This is a genomic window from Vibrio sp. Isolate34 (genome assembly GCF_022397915.1).
Lineage (GTDB): Bacteria > Pseudomonadota > Gammaproteobacteria > Enterobacterales > Vibrionaceae > Vibrio.
In genome coordinates, this window is the sequence record NZ_JAKEUO010000011.1 from 20,125 (window position 1) to 39,030 (window position 18,906).

The following is an 18,906-nucleotide window of genomic DNA, read 5'->3' on the forward strand; positions in this document are numbered from 1 at the left end:
TGTGCAAAAGCATAGAAATGAATGATGACGAGTGTGATACCTGAACTCATGCAAGGAGGCTGGCGTATTGAAGCGAAAGGGCTGACACAATATGAAACATCACTTGCTAGTTAATAATATCGTTAAATTTAAATTTTCAGGGATTTATAACTAGCTAGTGGAGTGTGCTAGTTTTAAGAGTTGGTCATCTTTTATTCTGGTGTTATACACTGCTTTTGAATTTCAGGTTAGATTTAGTGTCTGAATTATTAAATCTGACGGGATAAATGATTGTTTAATGTTGATTTGGCAAGATCTTCAAGTATCCTTTATGTAAATAAAACGTTAAATATCGAAAGTTAATTAACAATCATTAAGGAGTCGATGATGTTACATGCTCACGAAAATACCCTACATATTACCCACCTCAGTAACCACGCAGTTGAGGAGTTGTCACCGTCATTCTCTAAGCTTCCAAGCACAGAGCATGCGGATGGTCAGTTTCGATTGAGAAGGTACTCGGTGGTTCAATTCAGTAATGGACAAGTCGTAGAGCTAGACAAACATAACTTTGTTCAGTCTGAAGACATTAATCACTTTCAAGGTGACGTTGTTCGCCAATTCGAGCCAATTGAAGCCCCAATCTTAAGCAGCGAAGGCATGCAAGAGATGTGTGAACTGTTTATTGAAACCAATGGGCTTGAAGACGGACAAGAAATCGAAATCCACCAAATCCGCATCGCTGCCATTTTTGAAGAGACACAGGTTGCGCCAGAAGGTGTTCACCAAGATGGCTTCGACCACATCGCTTTAATTGGTGTTAACCGTCATAACATTGTGGGTGGCGAGATCATGCTGTACCAAGATTCTCATGAAGCCCCATTCTTTAGAAAAGTGCTTGAAGACGGTGAAGTCGCAATGCTGGCCGACAGCAAGCTTTGGCACAACGCACAGCCGATTCGCACCATAGACCACGATGAGATGGGCTACATGGATGTGTTTGTTCTAACGGCTAAGGATGCGCGCAATGTCCTTCACTCTTAATGATGTGCGCCAGCAGTTTAGCGCGCTAGGCCAATACCATAACGGTAAGCCGGTAACCTTTTTTGATGGGCCGGGTGGCTCTCAGGTTCCTGAAAATGTTTTAGCATCCATGACGGAATACCTTGGGCACTTTAATTCGAACCTCGGCGGTCATTACTTTTCTAGCCAAAAGACCACAGGTTTGATGCAGCAAGCGAGAGAAGCGGCGCAAGCGCTACTCAATGCTGAATCTTCTGGCAATGTTGTGTTCGGTGCGAATATGACATCTCTGACCTTCCAACTTAGCCGAGCGATCAGCCGCGATTGGAAAGAGGGCGATGAAGTTATCGTCACTGCGTTAGACCATTACTCGAACGTATCAAGCTGGCAGCAAGCAGCAGACGACAAAGGCGCGATTGTTCGCCAAGTTCGTGTCGACGAGTCGGACTGCAGCCTAGACATGGCGCACTTTGAGTCTCTATTAAATGAGAAGACCAAACTTGTTGCTATGACGTTTGCTTCGAACACCACTGGCTCGATTGTCGATATGGCGAAAGTTATCGAGCTTGCACATCAGCACGGTGCTCAGGTTTATGTTGATGCGGTTCACTATGCTCCTCATCATCTGATCGATGTTCAACAACTGAATTGTGATTTCTTAGCGTGTTCAGCCTACAAGTTCTTCGGCCCGCATGTGGGTATTGCTTACATTGCACCTCAATGGCTGCATACCTTAAAGCCATACAAGGTTGAGCCTGCCACTAACATTGGCCCAGGCCGTTTTGAAACAGGAACACAAAGTTTCGAAGGCCTTGCAGGTGTGATTGCGGCGGTTGATTACTTGGCACAGTTTGGTGAGCCAACAGATTCACTGCGTTCTCGTTTAGAGCAAAGCTACGCGCTTTATAATAAGCATGAAAGCCAACTGAGTGAGTACTTCCTAAAACGCTTGGGCGATCTGGAAGGGGCAAAACTTTATGGTAGAACTGAGTTTGATTCGAACCTGAGAACGCCAACGTTCGCCATCACCTTTGATAACCACTCGCCAGAGTTCATCGCTAAGAAGCTGGGTGAACATAATATCTGTGTGTGGAATGGTCACTTCTACGCTTTAGGGCTGGTTAAGCAGTTGGGTATTGAAGAGCAGGGCGTGGTGCGTATTGGTTGCATGCATTACAACTCGATTGAAGAGATCGACTTGCTGTTCAATGTGCTTGAAGGGATCTTGCGAAGCCACTAGCACTTAATAGCTACAGAATTAGAAAAGAGCATACTTCTCTCAATAATATTGAGTAGGAAGTATGCTCTTTTTGATTGATTGAGCTTATTTGCTCAACGCCAGTTATTCGGCTAAGACAGATGCTTAACGAGAGCTGCACCTACTGCGTGAGCACTGGTTGGGTTCTGACCGGTAATCACTCGCTCATCAACAATCACAAGCTCTTGCCAAGGCTGAACCTTGTTGAAACGCGCTGCGCTGCGAGCAAGAGACTCTTCCAGTAGGAATGGAATATCGTTGATGGTGCCAAAGTCGATCTCTTCTTCACGTGTAAAGCCAGTCACCGATTTCGAGCTTAGTAGCTTCTCGCCGTTACTTAGGACAATCGGAAGCAGTGCTGCTGGGCCGTGACATACTGATGCGATCAAACCGCCATCTTCATAATGCTTGGCGGCAATCGTTGCGAATTGCTCGTCGGTTGCTAGGTCTGAAAGCAAACCAAAACCACCTGGGTAGAAGATAGCATCGTAGTTTTCTACGTTAACTTGGCTTACAGGAATTGTATTGTTGATGCGGTTTTGGAAATCATCATCCGCTAAGATATCAGCGTTAACTGCATCTCCCTCGATATCCGTTCCGTAGAGCGGGGCTTTGCCACCATTGATAGAAGCGATGTCGTATTCGAATCCAGCAGCCATGATCTCTTTAAGAGCGTGGGTAAGTTCTGGAGCGTAAGTACCGTTCGCTTGGTCTGTATCGCCAAGTGTTGCGTGGTTCGTTACTGGAATTAGTATTTTTTTCATGATTCGTCCCTTTGAGCTGCTGTTTTTTATTGTGATGCTGACGCTTTTCGTTAAGCGCTTGGCGTTAGGTATCGTGTCGTTACTTAGCTATCGCCGTCTTGTTGTATCTAATACTAGTTCCAAATCAAATAGGTGATAATATGCAAAATAGGCAAAACATTGTTGCTATATAGCAAAGATAGAATGCGAGTAGATTAAGTATGGATAGCTTTGAAGGGATTAATGAATTTGTTGCGGTCGCCGAATGCCACGGTTTTTCAGCGGCCGCCAAGCAGTTAGGTTGCAGTACCAGCCATGTGAGTCGGCAGGTTTCAAGGTTGGAAGAGAGAGTGGGAGTGGCTCTGCTTGCGCGTTCAACACGGATGGTTAGCCTGACTGAATCTGGCCACACTTATTACCAACAGTGCAAAGACTTGGTGATTGGGCTGCAACAGGCCAATGAACAAGTCACGTCTCAACAAACTCAGTTGAGTGGTACTTTACGTGTTAGTGCGGCGGGCGCATTTGCAGAGAACCATGTTGCCGCAGCACTGATGGAATTTGCTAAAGATCACCCAGATCTGACTATCGAAATGAACTTCAATACCAAGATGGTGAACTTCATTGAAGATGGTATCGACTTTGCGATTCGTTATGGTCGATTAGACGATTCAGGGCTGGTGGCAAGAAAGCTGGTTGATCGCCCAATGGCCGCGGCAGCAAGCAAAGGTTACATTGCTGAGTTTGGTGCGCCAGCGAACCCAGAACAACTCAAGCTGCACAGCTGTATTATCGCCAACAGTGACCAATGGTTATTCGAGAAAGATGGAAAGCCGCTAACTGCAGTAAGAGTGCATGGTCGTTGGAGAAGCAACAATTCAAGCGCGGTACTGAAAGCTTGCGAAGAGGGGCTTGGTATCGTTTATCTTCCTAAAAGCAGCTTCAATGGTGGCCTTAGCAATGGAAAACTCGTTCCTGTGTTAGAAGAGTATTGGGGAGCGGGCACAAGCAGCTGGATTGTTTATCAGAACCGTCGTTTTCTTCCACAGCGAGCACGGTTAGCTATAGACTTCTTAGTCTCTTATTTCTCTGATTGGAATGAATAGCTCGTAGGTTTAAACAATAGTGCGCAGGTTTAAAAGAATAGTGAACAGGATTTGAAGTGGTAGGGAGGGAGTTCTTTCATCAGATCAACGCCAAAAATAGAAAAAGATAATGGTTACATTGGCATAGGTTGTCTATTTCTGTTTTTTGACGCGAATAATGGGATTGAGATGCTTGTCTACTTTTACTAACTCGTGTTAGCGATTGAGTTGTAGAGATGGCCGCAACAGTACGATATACTAGATGGCATATTAATGTCCCTAGCGCATGATAGATTGTGTGGAAGCGTTGGCAGGATGTGTTGTTATGCTCCAGTTCGTGAAGTGTAGCTATAATGCGGAGTTGGCAATGTCTTCAATAAATTTCGAATCCACGTACGGTGTAATAACTATTCAAGATATGAATGTAGTTAGCGTTGACGCTAATTATGCTCGTATTTATGGATACCAGTCACCCGAAGAACTACTTTCCAATATAGATAGCTTTCTGGACCTCATTCCAGCAGAGTTTCATGTTCTCGCTTACCAAAACTACCTTGAAACCGTCAGCGGTCAACGCGACCCGAAAGGGCATACCTATACCAATGTTGATTGCAATGGTAGAGAGTTCACTGTGTTCTCTATCGACCATGTGACTGAATGGCAAGGTAGGCCAGCACTGCAAGTGACGGTTATCGATCTTTCTCCTGCGATTCAGTTACAAAACGTGGTGCGCGAGCAAGATAAAATGTACCACGATATGATCATGCAATCCGGTCAGGGCATTTTAGTTCATCGAGATTTTAAGCCGTTAATGGTCAATCAATCTTGGGTGAAACTTCAGGGCGGAGAGTCGATTGAGCAAGCCTTGAAGCTAGACTCTATCCTTGATTTGGTACCGAAGCAAAATGTCGAAAGCATCTATCAACGCTATCAATCGGTGATTTCGGGTAAGCCTTCAGGCATGAGCAATGTGGTCGAGAATATTGGTTTAGATGGTGTGCATCGCTTCTTCAATATCTACGATAATGCGATCACTTGGAAAGGCCAGCCTGCGGTTCAGGTCGTGCTCGAAGACGTGACTCAAAAGGTGATGTTGGAAAGACAGTTAGTTCACCAAGCGAATTACGATGAAATGACCGATTTGCTTAACCGCAGAGCGATTTATGAGTGGCTGAGAGAACACCTTGTCTCTGAGACTCATTTAGTGTGTATGCTGCTCGATATCGATGATTTCAAATCAATCAATGATACCTATGGGCATATGGTCGGGGATGAGGTGATTTGCGCATTGGCTGATATTACCAAGCGTAATGTTGAGGCTGTGGGCGGTGTTGCAGGTCGATGGGGCGGTGAAGAGTTCATCGTGTTTATCCCAAATGCGTCGCCTCAGGTTTCACGTCAAGTGTCTGATCAGATCCGAGAGCAGTTTAATCAAACCGAATTTAAGATTGATGAGCACGTTCGCTTTAATGTGAGTGTGAGTATCGGTGTGAGTGATAGCCGAGCTTGTGAAGGAACGGTTTCTATCGATGCACTTGTGAACGTGACCGACCAATCCCTTTATCGTGCGAAAGCGGCTGGCAAGAATCGCGTGTGTGGCGATGTGGTCGCGCTTTAGATCTTGCTAGTAAGTAACACAGCTTTGTAACTAAAAATGCCCTGAAGTAATAAGCTTCAGGGCATTTTTCGTTTTGGCTATCAGCGACAGGGCGCTAACAATCAGAAGCGCTCAAGTTCTACAAATTATGCAGAAACCTCAACTTCGTAAGAGCCAAATTTACGGATGTTAATCACGCCCGTATCTAAGATTAGGTATTGACCTTTAATGCCTTGCAGCACACCAGATACCTCTGGGTTCTTATCAAAGTTGTGCGACACAATCTTCACTGGGTGCTGTTCAACTGGGTAGCTCAATGAAGTGATGTTCTCACTCAGAATTTCGATCGCGTCGTCACCAAATTTCGCTCGGATCTCTTGGATTTTATTCTCAACCAGTGGTAACAGTTCTTTGGCTTTCTCTACCAATTCCATATCGTCGCCATCGCCTTTTAACAGCGTGCGCCAGTTGGTTTTGTCGGCGATGTGTTTTGCCAATTCAACTTCAATCAGGCCAGAAATCTGACGAGTTTTTACCTTCAAGATAGGTAAACCTTGAGTCGCACCTTGGTCAATCCAACGTGTTGGGATTTGAGTGTGACGCGTGATACCAACCTTAAGGCTAGACGTGTTCGATAGGTAAACGAAGTGATCAACCATGCAGTTCTCTTCACCCCATTGAGGCTCGCGACACGTGCCTTCATCGTAGTGACAAGTCTCTGGTTTCATGATGCACATATCGCAGCTTGCTAGCTTTTTCATGCACACAAAACAGTGGCCTTGAGAGTAGCTCTTCTTGGTTTTCTTACCACATGAACAGCAAAAAATGTTGCCAGTGTGAGTGAGGTTGATGGTTTTACCAATCAGAGGGTTTAGCTCTACAAACTCTTCGCCTACAGGCAAACGGTAGGTAACCGCGCCATCAAGGGAAGCACTCATCTTTTTGAGTGTTCCTTTTGCTAATAAAGACATGACATTACTCGTTGTATTTTGATTATTATTTCGTCGACTCGATTGCGCTGTGAGCAGGCAGTACGGTTAACGATGATTATGCGATGAGTATAACAAATAGAGCCTGTTTTTATACGCAATATTACTTGATTCTCGCCGTGAATAATCAACAGCAAATAAATGCATAAAAATATAGTATGACATTTTGTTCGGGCGTGATATAACGTTTTTTAGTGATTTATTGGTATTAAGATCACTAATTTATCTGACTTGTTTTTTTATCGTGAAATCCCAACTATAGGGATCTTAAGCCGGAAGCTTAGACGTGAAGTGGATCCATAAGATTGTTATCTTTCTCGTTATCGCAACGCTTGCCATTGTGCAGTATTACCGTGTGAGCGGAAATCGTGTGATAACAGCAATAACCCCTGATAAATATGAATTTATCGCGACCAGCGATCGAGTTGATAGGGGCGTCAGTACATCCCAATTATCCTACGAAAATGGGCAGTATATTCTCGACTGTGAACTTAAAGAGTCGGAATATCCTTGGCCTTATTGCGGCCTGTCGATTCGTATCAACCCGGACATCACTGTTGGTCTTAATCTATCTCAATATCACACCTTTAGAGTCAACATTGATTACCATGCGGAAGCGGATTCTAGCGGTCGTTTACGAACCTACCTGAGAAACTATAACCCTGCTTATTCGGCTCCGGATAATGAGTATACGCACAAGTACAATGGCATGGAGTTTTCGCCAGGCGTCGATGGGGGCGTGATTGAAATACCGATTAAAAACCTGCAAGTGATGACATGGTGGCTAGCGGACAATGACATCGCGCTAGAGCATTCTGCTCCCGAGTATTCCAACGTGAATATGGTCGAATTTGCTACCGCATCGGGTGCGAAGCTAGGCCATCATCGAATTGTTATTCGCAGCATTGAGTTTGAAGGTTCGTATATCTCTGCCGAAAGCTTGTTCTTGATCTTGCTGTTTATCTGGGTCGGCACGGGCACTGTGTTCTTACTCTTAGAATTACATCGCTCAAGAAAGCGTATGGTGATTGCAGAGAAGAGACACAACCACTTAAAGAACGTGAACCGAGCATTGAGAGAACAGAACTTTGAATTCTCGGAAATGGCTCATCGAGACGAATTAACTGGAGTTTTAAATCGTCACGCTATTCGTGATTGGCTAAAAATGCAGTCTCAGCAGGTTAAGCAGGGGCATGGAAAGCTCAGCATGCTTTATCTTGATATCGACTATTTCAAGAGCGTGAATGACAAGTACGGACACCAAATGGGCGACGATATTTTACGAGAGTTCAGTATGGTGGTCGGCAGTTCGATCAGCGCTTCCGATAAGTTGGTGAGGTGGGGTGGTGAAGAGTTTATTGTTTTTTGTCCGGAAACTGATCTTGGCGAAGCACAACGAAAGGCTGAGAAAATCCGACTCTTAGTCAGCCAGCACCTTTGGGTTCATGGCGATCCACTGACATGCAGTATTGGTGTTGCTGAGATGAAACAAGAGCGAGTGACAGAGACCATTGCTCGCGCTGATGAAGCTTTATATCAAGCGAAGCATTCAGGTCGAAATCAGGTGATCTTGAGTCACTAATCTGAAAATTGTTTTGATTAGTTTATAAGCCACGCGTGCATATGTGACGTGTGGCGTTTTTATGGGCGCTATATGAGTTTACCCTCTAGAGCCTTTTGTTGGTTTGTTTGGATAACATATTGAAATGATTTCCCTGTTCTTTAAATGCTTGCTTGGTGCCGCTGCTGTTTTATTGATTGCGCTGTTGTCGAAAAGTAAGAGCTTTTATATCTCTGGCCTTGTGCCGTTGTTTCCTACTTTTGCTTTGATTGCTCACTACATTGTCGGCACGGAACAAACCATGGTGGAATTGCGTACCACAGCCCTGTTTGGCTTGTTTTCTCTTGTGCCATACGCCGCTTATCTTGGTGCGGTCTATGTGTTTAGTTATCGCTACAACTTGGTATCGACGTTGTCATTGGCAACTGTCGTGTGGGTTTTGTGTGCCTCTATGTTGCTGTTGGGGTGGACGCGTCTAGTCCCAACTGCGATATAGTGCCAAGTACAATCTAGTACCCAGTGCGATCAGCCATTGGTGAGTTGGTTAGCTAGAAAATTGTAAGGCTAGAGGTTAGAAACAAAAAAGGTGGCGAAGAGCCACCAAAAGGGAAAAGCGTTTTATTGTTTTTTTGGATGCCCGCTCACTGTATGTTTCATTTTGAGCGGGCTTTTTATATTGGCTGAGTGGGGGAACTGCAGCCAGTTTAGGGGAGCATTTATTGCTTACCAGAAAATCCAAGCGAACAGTGTCAGTACTAGGATACAAACTAGGTTAAGCACCATACCGATTCGCATCATCTCTTTCTGCTTGATGTGACCAGAGGCAAACACAATTGCGTTTGGTGGTGTTGCAACAGGCAGCATGAAGGCACAAGACGCAGCAACAGCGATCAGTGCAGACAAGATAACTGGCGACATACCAAGTGCTTCAGCGATGGTTGCAAATACAGGAACCAGAAGTGCTGCACTGGCTGTGTTACTTGCGAATTCAGTCAGGAATACTACGAATGCAACTACCGCTAGAATCGTTAGCAGAACGCCTGCTGTTTCCAAGAAGCCACTCAGTGAGTGTGCTAGGAATACGCTGGTGCCTGTTGCTTTAAGAATGTTACTTAGACAGATACCGCCACCAAACAGGATTAATACACCCCAGTCTGTCGTCTTCTCAACATCTTTCCACTCAACTGCTCTAGAAGCGCCTAGTAGTACAATCGCACCAATCGCTACCAAGCTGTCGAATTTAGAGAAGCCGCCGATCATTGCGTTGATTGGCTTACCGAATATCCAAAGCGTAACCGTTAACAAGAAGATAGATAGCGTGATTTTTTTGCTGTTTGTCCACTCAACAGGTGCGTGGTCTAGCTCGAATTTGTGGTCAAGCTTAGGCTTCGTCATCACATAAAGAATGAACATCGCGATTGGCATCAAGATAAGTGAGATTGGAAGACCTAGCGCCATCCACTCAGTAAAGCTCAAACCCACTTCTGCAGCGGCGATTGCGTTCGGTGGGCTACCCACTAAGGTCGCGATACCACCAATCGATGCACAGTAAGCGATACCCAGCAGCACGAACACGTACGTGTTGCGGTCTTCACTTTGGTCAACTTTGTTCATGATGCCAAGAACAAGGGGAAGCATCATTGCAGTGGTTGCTGTGTTCGAAATCCACATCGACAAACCCGCACTCACACCGAATAGCATGAACACCGCCACCGACATTCTGCCTTTGGCAATTAGCAGTACTTTGTCGGCAATCGCCTTATCGAGCTCTTGCTTGTTGAGCGCAGCAGCAAGGGCAAAACCACCCATGAATAGGAAGATGATTGGGTTCGAGAAGTTCGCCAATGCAGCAGATGTATTGAACACACCAAACAACACGGCCAAGAGTGGGACGAGCAGGGCAGTAATGCTGACGTGAATTGCTTCGGTTAACCATAAAACGGCGACAAACACGAGAATACTTAGGCCAGTATTGACTTGTGTTTCGAAAGGAAGGGTATTGATTAACAGAGCAAATAACATGAAATTACCAATTAATATCATGCTGTTGCGGGTGAACAACCAGTGTTTCAGTGTAGTAACAAGTGCCGTCATAAGACGCTCCTTTTGTTATCCTCGTTTTATTGGTGCACGACTTCATTGAGTTGTGCTTATTATTTTCGAGGTATATAGCTTGATGTAGGGTCAGACTTTGTTGGGAGAATGTTACTTAAGTTAATAAAGGCGTGTTGGTGTGTTTTTGTGTAACAGTGGGGAAATGTGAGGTAACAAATTCAAAATGTGTAGTTTTCTACACATCCGTCTCTGCTGGGTCAGCAATAGGGTTTGTTGTAGGCTCTACAACAGGGTTTACAGAGGGGTCAGTCATAGGGTTTGGGATCGGAAATGATTCCGGTTTTGGACTCGGTTGAATGGGCTCTTTAGGTCCAAGGAACTTTGGCGTTGTGCCCATAATATACAAGTCTAAGAAGGCTTTGGTACGCGCAAAAACTTCACGCAAACGGATAGACGTGCCTGAATGATGAGTAGGGCCTGAAACCGCCAAACATTGCGCATGAATATCGTAAGAATTAGCGATAAACAGTGCTCTTTCACAGTGGAATTTCTGAGTGATGATCAGGAAGTTGTCGGTATCAAAGATCTTTTTAGCGCGAACAATCGAGTCCAAGGTTCTAAACCCTGCATAATCGAGATTAATGCGTTCATCAGGCACACCCGCTTTCAGCAAGTCGCGTTTCATCGTCCACGGCTCATTGTAAGAGCGGTGAGCGTTATCACCACTTAACAGAAACTGGTCGACTTTTTCACGGTCGAAGAGCTCAATCGCAGCTTCGATTCGATACTTATAATAGTCGTTGAGTGTTCTGCCCAAATACTTGCTGGTGCCAAGTACCACTGCAACTTCAAGCTCAGGCACTTCATCAATATCGTAAATGATGCGGTCTTCTGCTTGCCATGAAACCCAATAATCGATCGCAATAACCGAAGCGCTGCCTACTAAGAACACGAGGAAAGCGCCAAACAGAAAACCTTGCAGTTTTTTGTAAGCTTTTGATAGGTAGCTACGGTAAATGTGAGAATCGAATTTCACTCTCGGCATGGTCCTTGACTGAGCATTAATTTTTGAGTGCTCGATAATACCAAATAAAAATGAGAAAAATCAGTTAAAAAGACAAGACAGTGTAAAGAAAAAAGCCCCTGCGATTGCAGAGGCTCTTGTAAGAGTGGTATTTGAGATCAAGTATGCTCTATTAGAATGCAGTACGCTTGTAGCGACGGTAAACCGGCTGCCAGAAGTGCTGGTCAATCGCTTGTTGTAGTGCTTCTTCAGTGATCTCTAGTGCAACACCTTGTTCAATCGCTTTCTTACCAACAGCAAAAGCGATCTTCTTAGATACGGTGTGGATCTCTTCCAATGGTGGAAGTAGAGCGCCTGAACCGTTGATTGCTAGCGGAGAACATGTTGCAAGCGCACGGCTTGATTCCATTAGCATTTCGTCAGTGATGCGTGAAGCGTTCACAGCCAGTACACCAAGGCCAATACCTGGGAAGATGTAGCTGTTGTTACACTGAGCGATTGGGTAAGTCGTGCCGTTGTGAACCACTGGCTCAAATGGGCTACCTGTTGCTACAAGTGCTTGGCCATCAGTCCAACGAATGATGTCGTTTGGCGTTGCTTCAACACGGCTAGTTGGGTTCGACAGTGGGAACACGATAGGGCGTTCGCAGTGAAGGTTCATCTCTTTGATGACTTCTTTGCTGAACAGACCCGGCGCACCAGATACACCAACTAATACTGTTGGTTTAGCGTGACGAACAACATCTAGTAGTGAGAAGCCAGTACCATCACTTTCCCAATCTTTAGTATTTGCGTTGGTTTGAACTAGGCGCTGTTGGAAATCAAGCAGGTTCTGCATGCCTTCCTGTAGCAGACCCCAACGGTCAACCATGTAAACTTGAGAGCGTGCTTGTGCATCGCTGATACCTTCAGACACCATTTGAGCAATGATAGCTTCAGCAATACCACAACCCGCAGAACCCGCACCTAAGAAGGTAATACGTTGGTCTGACAGTTTGCTGTTTGCTGCTTTACATGCTGCAAGTAGAGAACCTACCGTTACTGCGGCAGTACCTTGGATATCATCGTTAAAGCAACAGATGCGATCTTTGTAGCGCTCAAGCAGTGGCATTGCGTTCTTTTGTGCGAAATCTTCGAACTGAACTAATGCATCAGGCCAACGACGTTGAACCGCTTGGATGAACTCTTCAACGAATGCATCGTAGTCAGCACCTGTGATACGAGGATGACGCCAGCCCATGTACATTGGGTCAGCAAGACGTTGAGGGTTGTTTGTACCTACATCAAGTACGATTGGTAGCATGTAAGCTGGGCTGATGCCGCCACACGCTGTGTAAAGTGCTAGTTTACCGATTGGAATACCCATGCCACCGATACCTTGGTCTCCCAAACCAAGAATGCGCTCACCATCCGTAACCACGATAACTTTAACATTGTGGTTTGTCGCATTATTCAGTAGATCATCGATACGATCGCGGTTCGGGTAAGAGATAAACAGACCACGGCCACGACGGTAAATATTTGAGAAGTTCTCACATGCTGCGCCAACCGTTGGCGTGTAAATGATAGGCATCATTTCAGAAATGTGGTTTTGAACTAAACGATAAAAAAGCGTTTCATTAGTGTCTTGGATGTTACGAAGGTAGATATGCTTATCCATATCACTTTCGAAGTTACAATATTGTTTGTATGCACGTCCTACTTGCTCTTGGATTGTTTCGGTTGTTTCCGGTAACAAACCTTCAAGGTTGAAAGAACTGCGCTCTTCTGCAGAGAATGCGCTGCCTTTGTTTAAAAGAGGGGTACTAAGTAGAGCAGGACCAGCATAAGGGATATATAGAGGGCGTTTATCGTTGTTCATTGGATGCCTAATATGGGAGAAAGGGTAACTGAAAAATGATAACGGTTTAGTTATTCAATTGTAAATAGTTTCCCTCCGATCTTAGCAAACAAAATGATATTCTTACCCATGTCCCACACTTATCGAATTTGAACGCCATAATTCGTTATACTTTGCTCACACTTTTTCGCGACGCTTCCTTTTTATGTCTCTACTTCCCATCGATTCTTATCAAAATGTTTTCCATGAACAGATCGCCGATTCTCATCTTGTTGTCGAAGCCGAAACCGGTTCGGGCAAATCAACGCGCTTGCCAATTTGGGCATCGCAACATGGACGCGTTTTGGTGGTGGAACCGAGAAGAATTGCGTGTACGTCACTTGCGAAATATCTAGCGCAACAATCAGGTGAAAAGCTGGGTTCAAAGGTTGGCTATGCGATTAAGCTCGAATCGGAATACAACGAGCAAACCGACGTTGTGTTTGTGACGCCCGGTATCGCGCTGCGTTGGCTGTCAGAAGACGGGCTCGCTGGCTTTGATGTGATTGTGGTAGATGAATTCCACGAGAGACGCTGGGACATCGACTTGCTGGTGGCGATCCTAAAGAAAAAAGCGAGTCATCGTTTGGTCATCACATCGGCAACCATTGAGGGTAAGCGCCTTGCTGACTATTTGGATGCGAATCGAATCAGTTGTGAAGGGCGAACTTATCAGGTTGAGATTGAACACAGGGCGAATGAATCCAGAGCTCTACCGGATAGTCGACATCTAGAGCAGCGCATCGCTGAAGATGTGAATCATCAACTGATTGCGTCACATGGCGATATCTTGGTTTTCTTACCGGGTAAGAAAGAGATCGTACAATGTGAACAAGCCTTGGCAAAGAATCCAGATATCCAAGTCGTTAAGTTGCATGCCTCGGTCAGTGATAAAGAGCGAGAGCTCGCGTTATCTGGTCACAATACTGGCAATAGCGATGATGGCACTAGCAAAGATGGCAACGCTTTGCGAAAGGTCATCCTCGCGACCAACGTGGCAGAAACCTCATTAACCATTCCTGATATTGGTGTGGTGATCGATTCCGGATTAGAAAGACGCACCGTTCAACGCAACGGCAGAACTACCTTGATGTTGAAATCCATATCACGCGCTAGCGCCAAACAACGCGCAGGTCGTGCGGGTAGGGTAATGGATGGTGTCTGTGTTCGTTTGTATGGCGAACATGCGGCGTTGGAATTAGTTACACCTCCTGAGCTACAGCGTGAAGAACTGACCGAACCTATGTTGGCGGCGGCATGTTGTGGTGCGACTTTTGAAAGTTTGTCTTTCCTCGATCCTATGCCTGAGAAGTCGCTAAACAGCGCGACTCAAACCTTGCTGACGATGGAAGCGATTAACGCCGACCATCAGATTACCGAGCACGGCAAGAAGCTATATCCACTGCCGATTGATGCTTTGTATGCCGATATTGTAACTCGCATTAAAACCAAAGCACTCAAAGAAGCGATGGTCGATCTCACGGCTGCGTTGTCTGTTCCTGCTCGTCTGTATCAGTTACCTAACAATGCAGAACATCTGGAAGCGCTCGCGCAACAAGAGAAAGAAGGGTGTGACTTATCCCTGTTAATCCAGATTGTTCGCGGCCGTGATTATCCGCATCTTGAAATAGACCAGCAGGCATTGAATGAAGCTCAAGGTTTGGCGAAGCAAATGCGTGAGGTGTTTGAACTTCCGCAGTTAGAGGTTGCCTCTCGCTACCAACGTACCGCTCTACTTGAAACTATTATTCAGCTGCACCCTGAATTGGTGTTTGTTCGTCGATTGAAACGAAAAGAAGCGTTTGCCAACGGGATGTTAGAAGTCGTACTCGGTCGCCAGAATCGTTTCCCTGACAATGCGCAAGCGATGTTGGTATTGGACACTCACAGCTTACCGGGGCGTGGTGTGAAGCAGACACTCACGTTAGCGACGACCACTGCGCCTGTTCCTTTAGAACTCGTTGTTGAAGCAGAATTAGGTGAATGGCAGCAAGGTGAAACCGTGGTCAATGATGATGGTGTGTTTACCGAGATGGATTTGGTGTACGCAGGTCGCACAATCACGACAAAACTGGTTGCAGCAGAAGGTCAGTTGTCCTTAAAGCCTATCGTTGATCTGGTGGTAAGTGGCACTCAGCTTCCTGGTTTTGCAGAGGCTCGCACTCAAGAGATTAAGCATTGGCAGCTTTACGTGAAACTTGGGCTGGATGAGCAGACTCAATTTACACCAGAGATCGAACAATTGAGCTTTGAACTATGGTTTATGGAGCAACTGGAAGTATTAGGCGTGACGGATGTTAGCGAGCTGGAAATGTTCGAACATGACGATATTCCCTTTGATGGTATACCCACTTGGCTGTATAACGAGTTCTCGGAAAAATACCCGTTTTCATTGTGCCTTGCCGATTTGCAACTTGAGGTGGAATACCTGACTGGAAGGAAGTTGATTTACGTTCATTATCAATCGGGTAGTCGGAAGTTATCACCAAAACGCTGGGAGCTACCCACATGGTCTGGGTGGCGTATTCAGTATAAAAAAGCGAGCCGAATAATTGATATAAAATAGATGGATAAGTTTTATCTCTAAAATATTAATCAAATAGGCGCATATATTATTTTTCAGTGCTTATTATGTTACGGATTTGATTTTTATATGCCTTTTTAACCAATCAAAAGGTCATAAAAGACTATTCTTCTATATCCTATTGCTATAAAGAAAAAGTTGATAGATATTGAGTATATTGTGTTGCCAAAGTGTCGGGGGACATCATGGATAAACAGAAAGAGACGCGTGTAGAGTTTGATTACACAACATTTCTTGGCGCCTCATGCAGTAAAAAATGGACTTTTCTGGAAGCACTCACCACAATTGCGCCAGTGTTCAGTACAGTTTGGCGAGATAGCATTAAAGAGCTGGGCACCCCAGAGGATCGCTTATGGCAGATGGCATTGAAATCAATGTCGACACGTAAAAGCGATGAATCAAACATTGTGACTTTGCTGAAGCTTGCCAAGCTAGAAGGCATCAATGAACTCAAGGTGGTTATGCCATACTCTCTTGAAGAAGAGCAGATCGAGTACATCGAATCGCGCAGTCATTTAGTGATTGCAGGTAATACTGGAGAAGAGTTTACTATCAAGTTGTAATCTTTCAGTATCGCTTAGAGCTCTGGATACAGAGAAAAGCTTATCAAAAACGTACATGTAAAAAGGGCCTCAATATTGAGGCCCTTTTTGTATTTAGGTGGTGCTACAGATTTGGTCTTAATCGATTAGTCCGTAGTCTGCACGTAATACGTCGATGATCTCTTGCTTAGGATTGTCGCTCAATACAATCTCAGCACCTGTGATTTTTGCTGCGATATCAAGGTAAGTGCGAGAAAGCGACATTAATGCGTCCAAAGGCAGTTCATTATCACGCGCTAATGCTTCGCGCTCTGGCATACGTTCTTTGTTCAACAGAATGTCAGCATCAGGGAAGTAGTTAAGCAAGAACTGACGGAAACCTTCTTTCGAGTTTTCAACGATGTTGCCATTGTTGTATTCCTGAGTATCCCAAATACGAGATGAATCTGGAGTACCGACTTCGTCCATGTAGATAAGCTTCTCTTTGCCTTGAGCATCGTTCACGTAACCGAATTCGAACTTAGTGTCGACAAAGGTTTGGTCTACTTTCGCCAGTGCTTGGCTGATCACGTTGAAGCCTTCTTTTAGTAGCTTCTCGTAATGCGCGATGTCACTTGCTTGAGTAAAGTTGAACGCTGCGAAGTTATCTTCAATGTTGTTACGAGTGATGTTCACATCGTCAGCTTCTGGTACGCCAGGAATACCTTTCAGAATCCCTTTAGTAGAAGGCGTGATAAGTAGCTCAGGCAGCTTCTTGTCTTTCTCTAGGCCTTCAGGCATCTCGATACCGCAGAATTCACGTTCGCCGTTCGCGTACGCACGCCACATAGAACCTGTGATGTATTGACGACAAATCGCTTCAATCATGACTGGGCGAGCTTTTTGTACAATCCATACGAATGGGTGAGGGATATCAAGGATATGACTGTCAGCAAGGCCGTTGTCTTTAAACAATTTGAACCAGTGGTTAGAGATAGCATTCAGAGCCGCTCCCTTACCTGGAACACCTTTAAGATTACCTTCACCGCGCCAGATGCAATCAAACGCAGAGATACGGTCACTGATCACCATGATAGCTAGAGGCGCATCGGGTGCTACGTCGTAGCCTTTCTCTTTAATTAGTCGTTGGCTATCTTCTTCAGTTAACCAGTAGACTGAGCGAACCTTGCCACTGTGGACAGGTTTGTCAGTACGGATTGGTAGGTCATCATTTACGGCAAGAACTTGATCAGCAAGGCTCATTTAGACATTCCTATCTTTTATCAAACGTCATACAGAGAAGTGCGGTGTGCACATGATTAGACGGGCATTATACCCAATCTACTGTTTGCTTCCAGAGAAAAAGCAAACGATTGCTAAATCTATTGATCAAATAAAAACCCCTGCCTAACTATCCGCTGAATAATTGGCGAATTGTAGGGCAGGGGAAGGCAGTATGTTTGGACTGTGTTTTCGAGCTAGAAGATTAAGCTATGTTTGTGAGCCAAAACTCTAAGCAAGGTAGATCAGTGAATACGTTCTGAATTTGCATCCATAAAGAAGACTTCACACTGAAAACGCATACCTAGTGTTCTTAGGTATTGCTGGCTGAACTGATCAATCGATGCACTTGCAACAATCGCACTCGCATTCTTAGAGCGGATTGCTTTCTCGACCGTTTCAACTTCAGTCATCTGGTGAGAGGCTTTCATGTGAATAACGCGGTCACAGCACACGTTGTGTTGCTTAAGCTGCTTAGCCGATGGTCGTGGTGTTTGCGCTGTAAACAGCAACCACTGATGTTGATTGGACAGCATCGCCATTCTTGCGAACAACGCTTCCTCGTTTGAATTTTTGCTTTTACGAGAAACTGATGTAAATGCGCAGTGAACTAGCGGGCTAGAGTGTTGGGCTTTAACGTGTGCTTGAATCATTTTGCTGTCCTTATATACATGCTGTATGTGTATACAGTAGTTTTTGTTGATTATAAGATCAAGCGTTTTTTGTGGGATTATTGGACGATTTTGCACAGGTTAGTGGATGGCTACTACTTAAGTTATTGAAAATATTATCTAAATTAAATTTGAATGAATTTGTTGTTTTGTCTCATAAGTTGAAGAAATGTGAGTTTTATACAGGTATACACAGTGGTTTTTACAGAAAAGTACTGTATACACCTGTATAGAAGATAAGAAGATAAGAAGATAAGAAGATAAGAAGATAAGAAGATAAGAAGATAAATCCCAGATACAAAAAAAGCGCCTTAGGCGCTTTCTTATATTTCAACGGTGTAACTTATCTCAGTGTTGCTTGGGAGAGTTTTGCTCTCATTTCCATTTCGCCAATATTGAACTGGCGAACATCAATGGTTGCAATATCATTGCACTCTTTACATGCATGATGACACTTACCATCTAGGTAGTCGTGTTTTTTTACTAGGCTTGGCTTTTTGCACCAATCACAAACGCCTTCTATTGTGAACATATTCTCTCCTCACCTGTATATGTCAGGTGTATTTTCGGCGCAAATTATGACACAAGTAAGACCCATTAGTTAATAGTTTGTTACCCGTTTTTGAGAAGGTGATCGATTGCAACACCAATAAAAT

General features: G+C 44.7%; 16 protein-coding genes. 8 read left to right on the top strand and 8 right to left on the bottom strand.

The genetic code is table 11. The features are described from left to right. The first annotated feature begins 366 nt into the window (after nt 1-366). Nucleotides 367-1,023: a 2OG-Fe dioxygenase family protein gene (locus L1D22_RS13060; RefSeq protein WP_029405418.1), complete on the top strand. Its 657-nt coding sequence runs from the start codon at nt 367-369 to the stop codon at nt 1,021-1,023. After that, nucleotides 1,007-2,242 carry a cysteine desulfurase-like protein gene (locus L1D22_RS13065; protein WP_239830118.1) on the top strand — a complete coding sequence of 412 codons (1,236 nt, stop codon included), beginning with the start codon at nt 1,007-1,009 and terminating at the stop codon, nt 2,240-2,242. Before L1D22_RS13060 ends, L1D22_RS13065 begins: the two co-directional genes overlap by 17 nt. A 110-nt stretch (nt 2,243-2,352) precedes the next feature. Here L1D22_RS13065 and L1D22_RS13070 read toward each other — a convergent pair whose 3' ends face one another. Beyond that, nucleotides 2,353-3,024, bottom strand: a complete 672-nt coding sequence (locus L1D22_RS13070; protein ID WP_239830119.1) for a type 1 glutamine amidotransferase domain-containing protein — start codon at nt 3,022-3,024, stop codon at nt 2,353-2,355. A 200-nt stretch (nt 3,025-3,224) separates the two neighbouring features. Here L1D22_RS13070 and L1D22_RS13075 point away from each other — a divergent pair, with 200 nt between their 5' ends. Both L1D22_RS13075 and L1D22_RS13080 read left to right on the top strand, forming a co-directional pair. Beyond that, a complete protein-coding gene (locus tag L1D22_RS13075) occupies nt 3,225-4,109 on the top strand; it encodes a LysR family transcriptional regulator (RefSeq protein ID WP_239830120.1) in 885 nt (294 codons plus the stop codon). A gap of 304 nt (nt 4,110-4,413) precedes the next feature. Next, complete coding sequence (locus L1D22_RS13080; protein ID WP_239830121.1) at nt 4,414-5,706, top strand: sensor domain-containing diguanylate cyclase; 1,293 nt, start codon at nt 4,414-4,416, stop codon at nt 5,704-5,706. A gap of 125 nt (nt 5,707-5,831) precedes the next feature. Here L1D22_RS13080 and L1D22_RS13085 read toward each other — a convergent pair whose 3' ends face one another. Beyond that, nucleotides 5,832-6,656 carry a DUF2797 domain-containing protein gene (locus L1D22_RS13085; RefSeq protein WP_239830122.1) on the bottom strand — a complete coding sequence of 275 codons (825 nt, stop codon included), beginning with the start codon at nt 6,654-6,656 and terminating at the stop codon, nt 5,832-5,834. Nucleotides 6,657-6,960: 304 nt separating this feature from the next. Between L1D22_RS13085 and L1D22_RS13090 the strand changes: the two genes are divergently transcribed. Continuing rightward, on the top strand, nt 6,961-8,256 hold the full coding sequence (locus L1D22_RS13090; RefSeq protein WP_239830123.1) for a GGDEF domain-containing protein: 1,296 nt from the start codon (nt 6,961-6,963) through the stop codon (nt 8,254-8,256). Between the two features lie 124 nt (nt 8,257-8,380). Next, the gene (locus L1D22_RS13095) at nt 8,381-8,731 is read left to right on the top strand and encodes a GlpM family protein (protein ID WP_171388139.1); all 351 of its coding nucleotides are present in this window, start codon (nt 8,381-8,383) and stop codon (nt 8,729-8,731) included. Nucleotides 8,732-8,958: 227 nt separating this feature from the next. On the opposite strand, the gene L1D22_RS13100 is transcribed toward L1D22_RS13095, so the two are convergent. The 3 genes from L1D22_RS13100 to L1D22_RS13110 all read right to left on the bottom strand — a co-directional run bounded on the left by L1D22_RS13100 (nt 8,959) and on the right by L1D22_RS13110 (nt 13,175). Continuing rightward, nucleotides 8,959-10,329: a DASS family sodium-coupled anion symporter gene (locus L1D22_RS13100; protein WP_017631290.1), complete on the bottom strand. Its 1,371-nt coding sequence runs from the start codon at nt 10,327-10,329 to the stop codon at nt 8,959-8,961. A gap of 196 nt (nt 10,330-10,525) precedes the next feature. Beyond that, complete coding sequence (locus tag L1D22_RS13105; protein WP_239830124.1) at nt 10,526-11,326, bottom strand: ElyC/SanA/YdcF family protein; 801 nt, start codon at nt 11,324-11,326, stop codon at nt 10,526-10,528. A 160-nt stretch (nt 11,327-11,486) separates the two neighbouring features. Further along, on the bottom strand, nt 11,487-13,175 hold the full coding sequence (locus L1D22_RS13110; RefSeq protein WP_009846476.1) for an NAD-dependent malic enzyme: 1,689 nt from the start codon (nt 13,173-13,175) through the stop codon (nt 11,487-11,489). Nucleotides 13,176-13,359: 184 nt separating this feature from the next. Here L1D22_RS13110 and L1D22_RS13115 point away from each other — a divergent pair, with 184 nt between their 5' ends. Both L1D22_RS13115 and L1D22_RS13120 read left to right on the top strand, forming a co-directional pair. Continuing rightward, nucleotides 13,360-15,759, top strand: coding sequence for a helicase-related protein (locus L1D22_RS13115; RefSeq protein ID WP_239830125.1), 2,400 nt, complete (start codon nt 13,360-13,362; stop codon nt 15,757-15,759). 203 nt (nt 15,760-15,962) lie between these two features. Further along, a complete protein-coding gene (locus L1D22_RS13120; protein ID WP_176680991.1) occupies nt 15,963-16,340 on the top strand; it encodes a transporter in 378 nt (125 codons plus the stop codon). A 117-nt stretch (nt 16,341-16,457) separates the two neighbouring features. Here the strand turns inward: L1D22_RS13120 and L1D22_RS13125 are convergent, their stop codons facing one another. The 3 genes from L1D22_RS13125 to L1D22_RS13135 all read right to left on the bottom strand — a co-directional run bounded on the left by L1D22_RS13125 (nt 16,458) and on the right by L1D22_RS13135 (nt 18,782). After that, complete coding sequence (locus L1D22_RS13125) at nt 16,458-17,561, bottom strand: phosphoribosylaminoimidazolesuccinocarboxamide synthase (RefSeq protein ID WP_132763338.1); 1,104 nt, start codon at nt 17,559-17,561, stop codon at nt 16,458-16,460. A gap of 263 nt (nt 17,562-17,824) precedes the next feature. Continuing rightward, a complete protein-coding gene (locus tag L1D22_RS13130) occupies nt 17,825-18,232 on the bottom strand; it encodes a SulA-like leucine-rich domain-containing protein (protein ID WP_239830126.1) in 408 nt (135 codons plus the stop codon). A 361-nt stretch (nt 18,233-18,593) separates the two neighbouring features. Then, on the bottom strand, nt 18,594-18,782 hold the full coding sequence (locus L1D22_RS13135; RefSeq protein ID WP_004733419.1) for a hypothetical protein: 189 nt from the start codon (nt 18,780-18,782) through the stop codon (nt 18,594-18,596). Between the last annotated feature and the right edge of the window lie 124 nt (nt 18,783-18,906).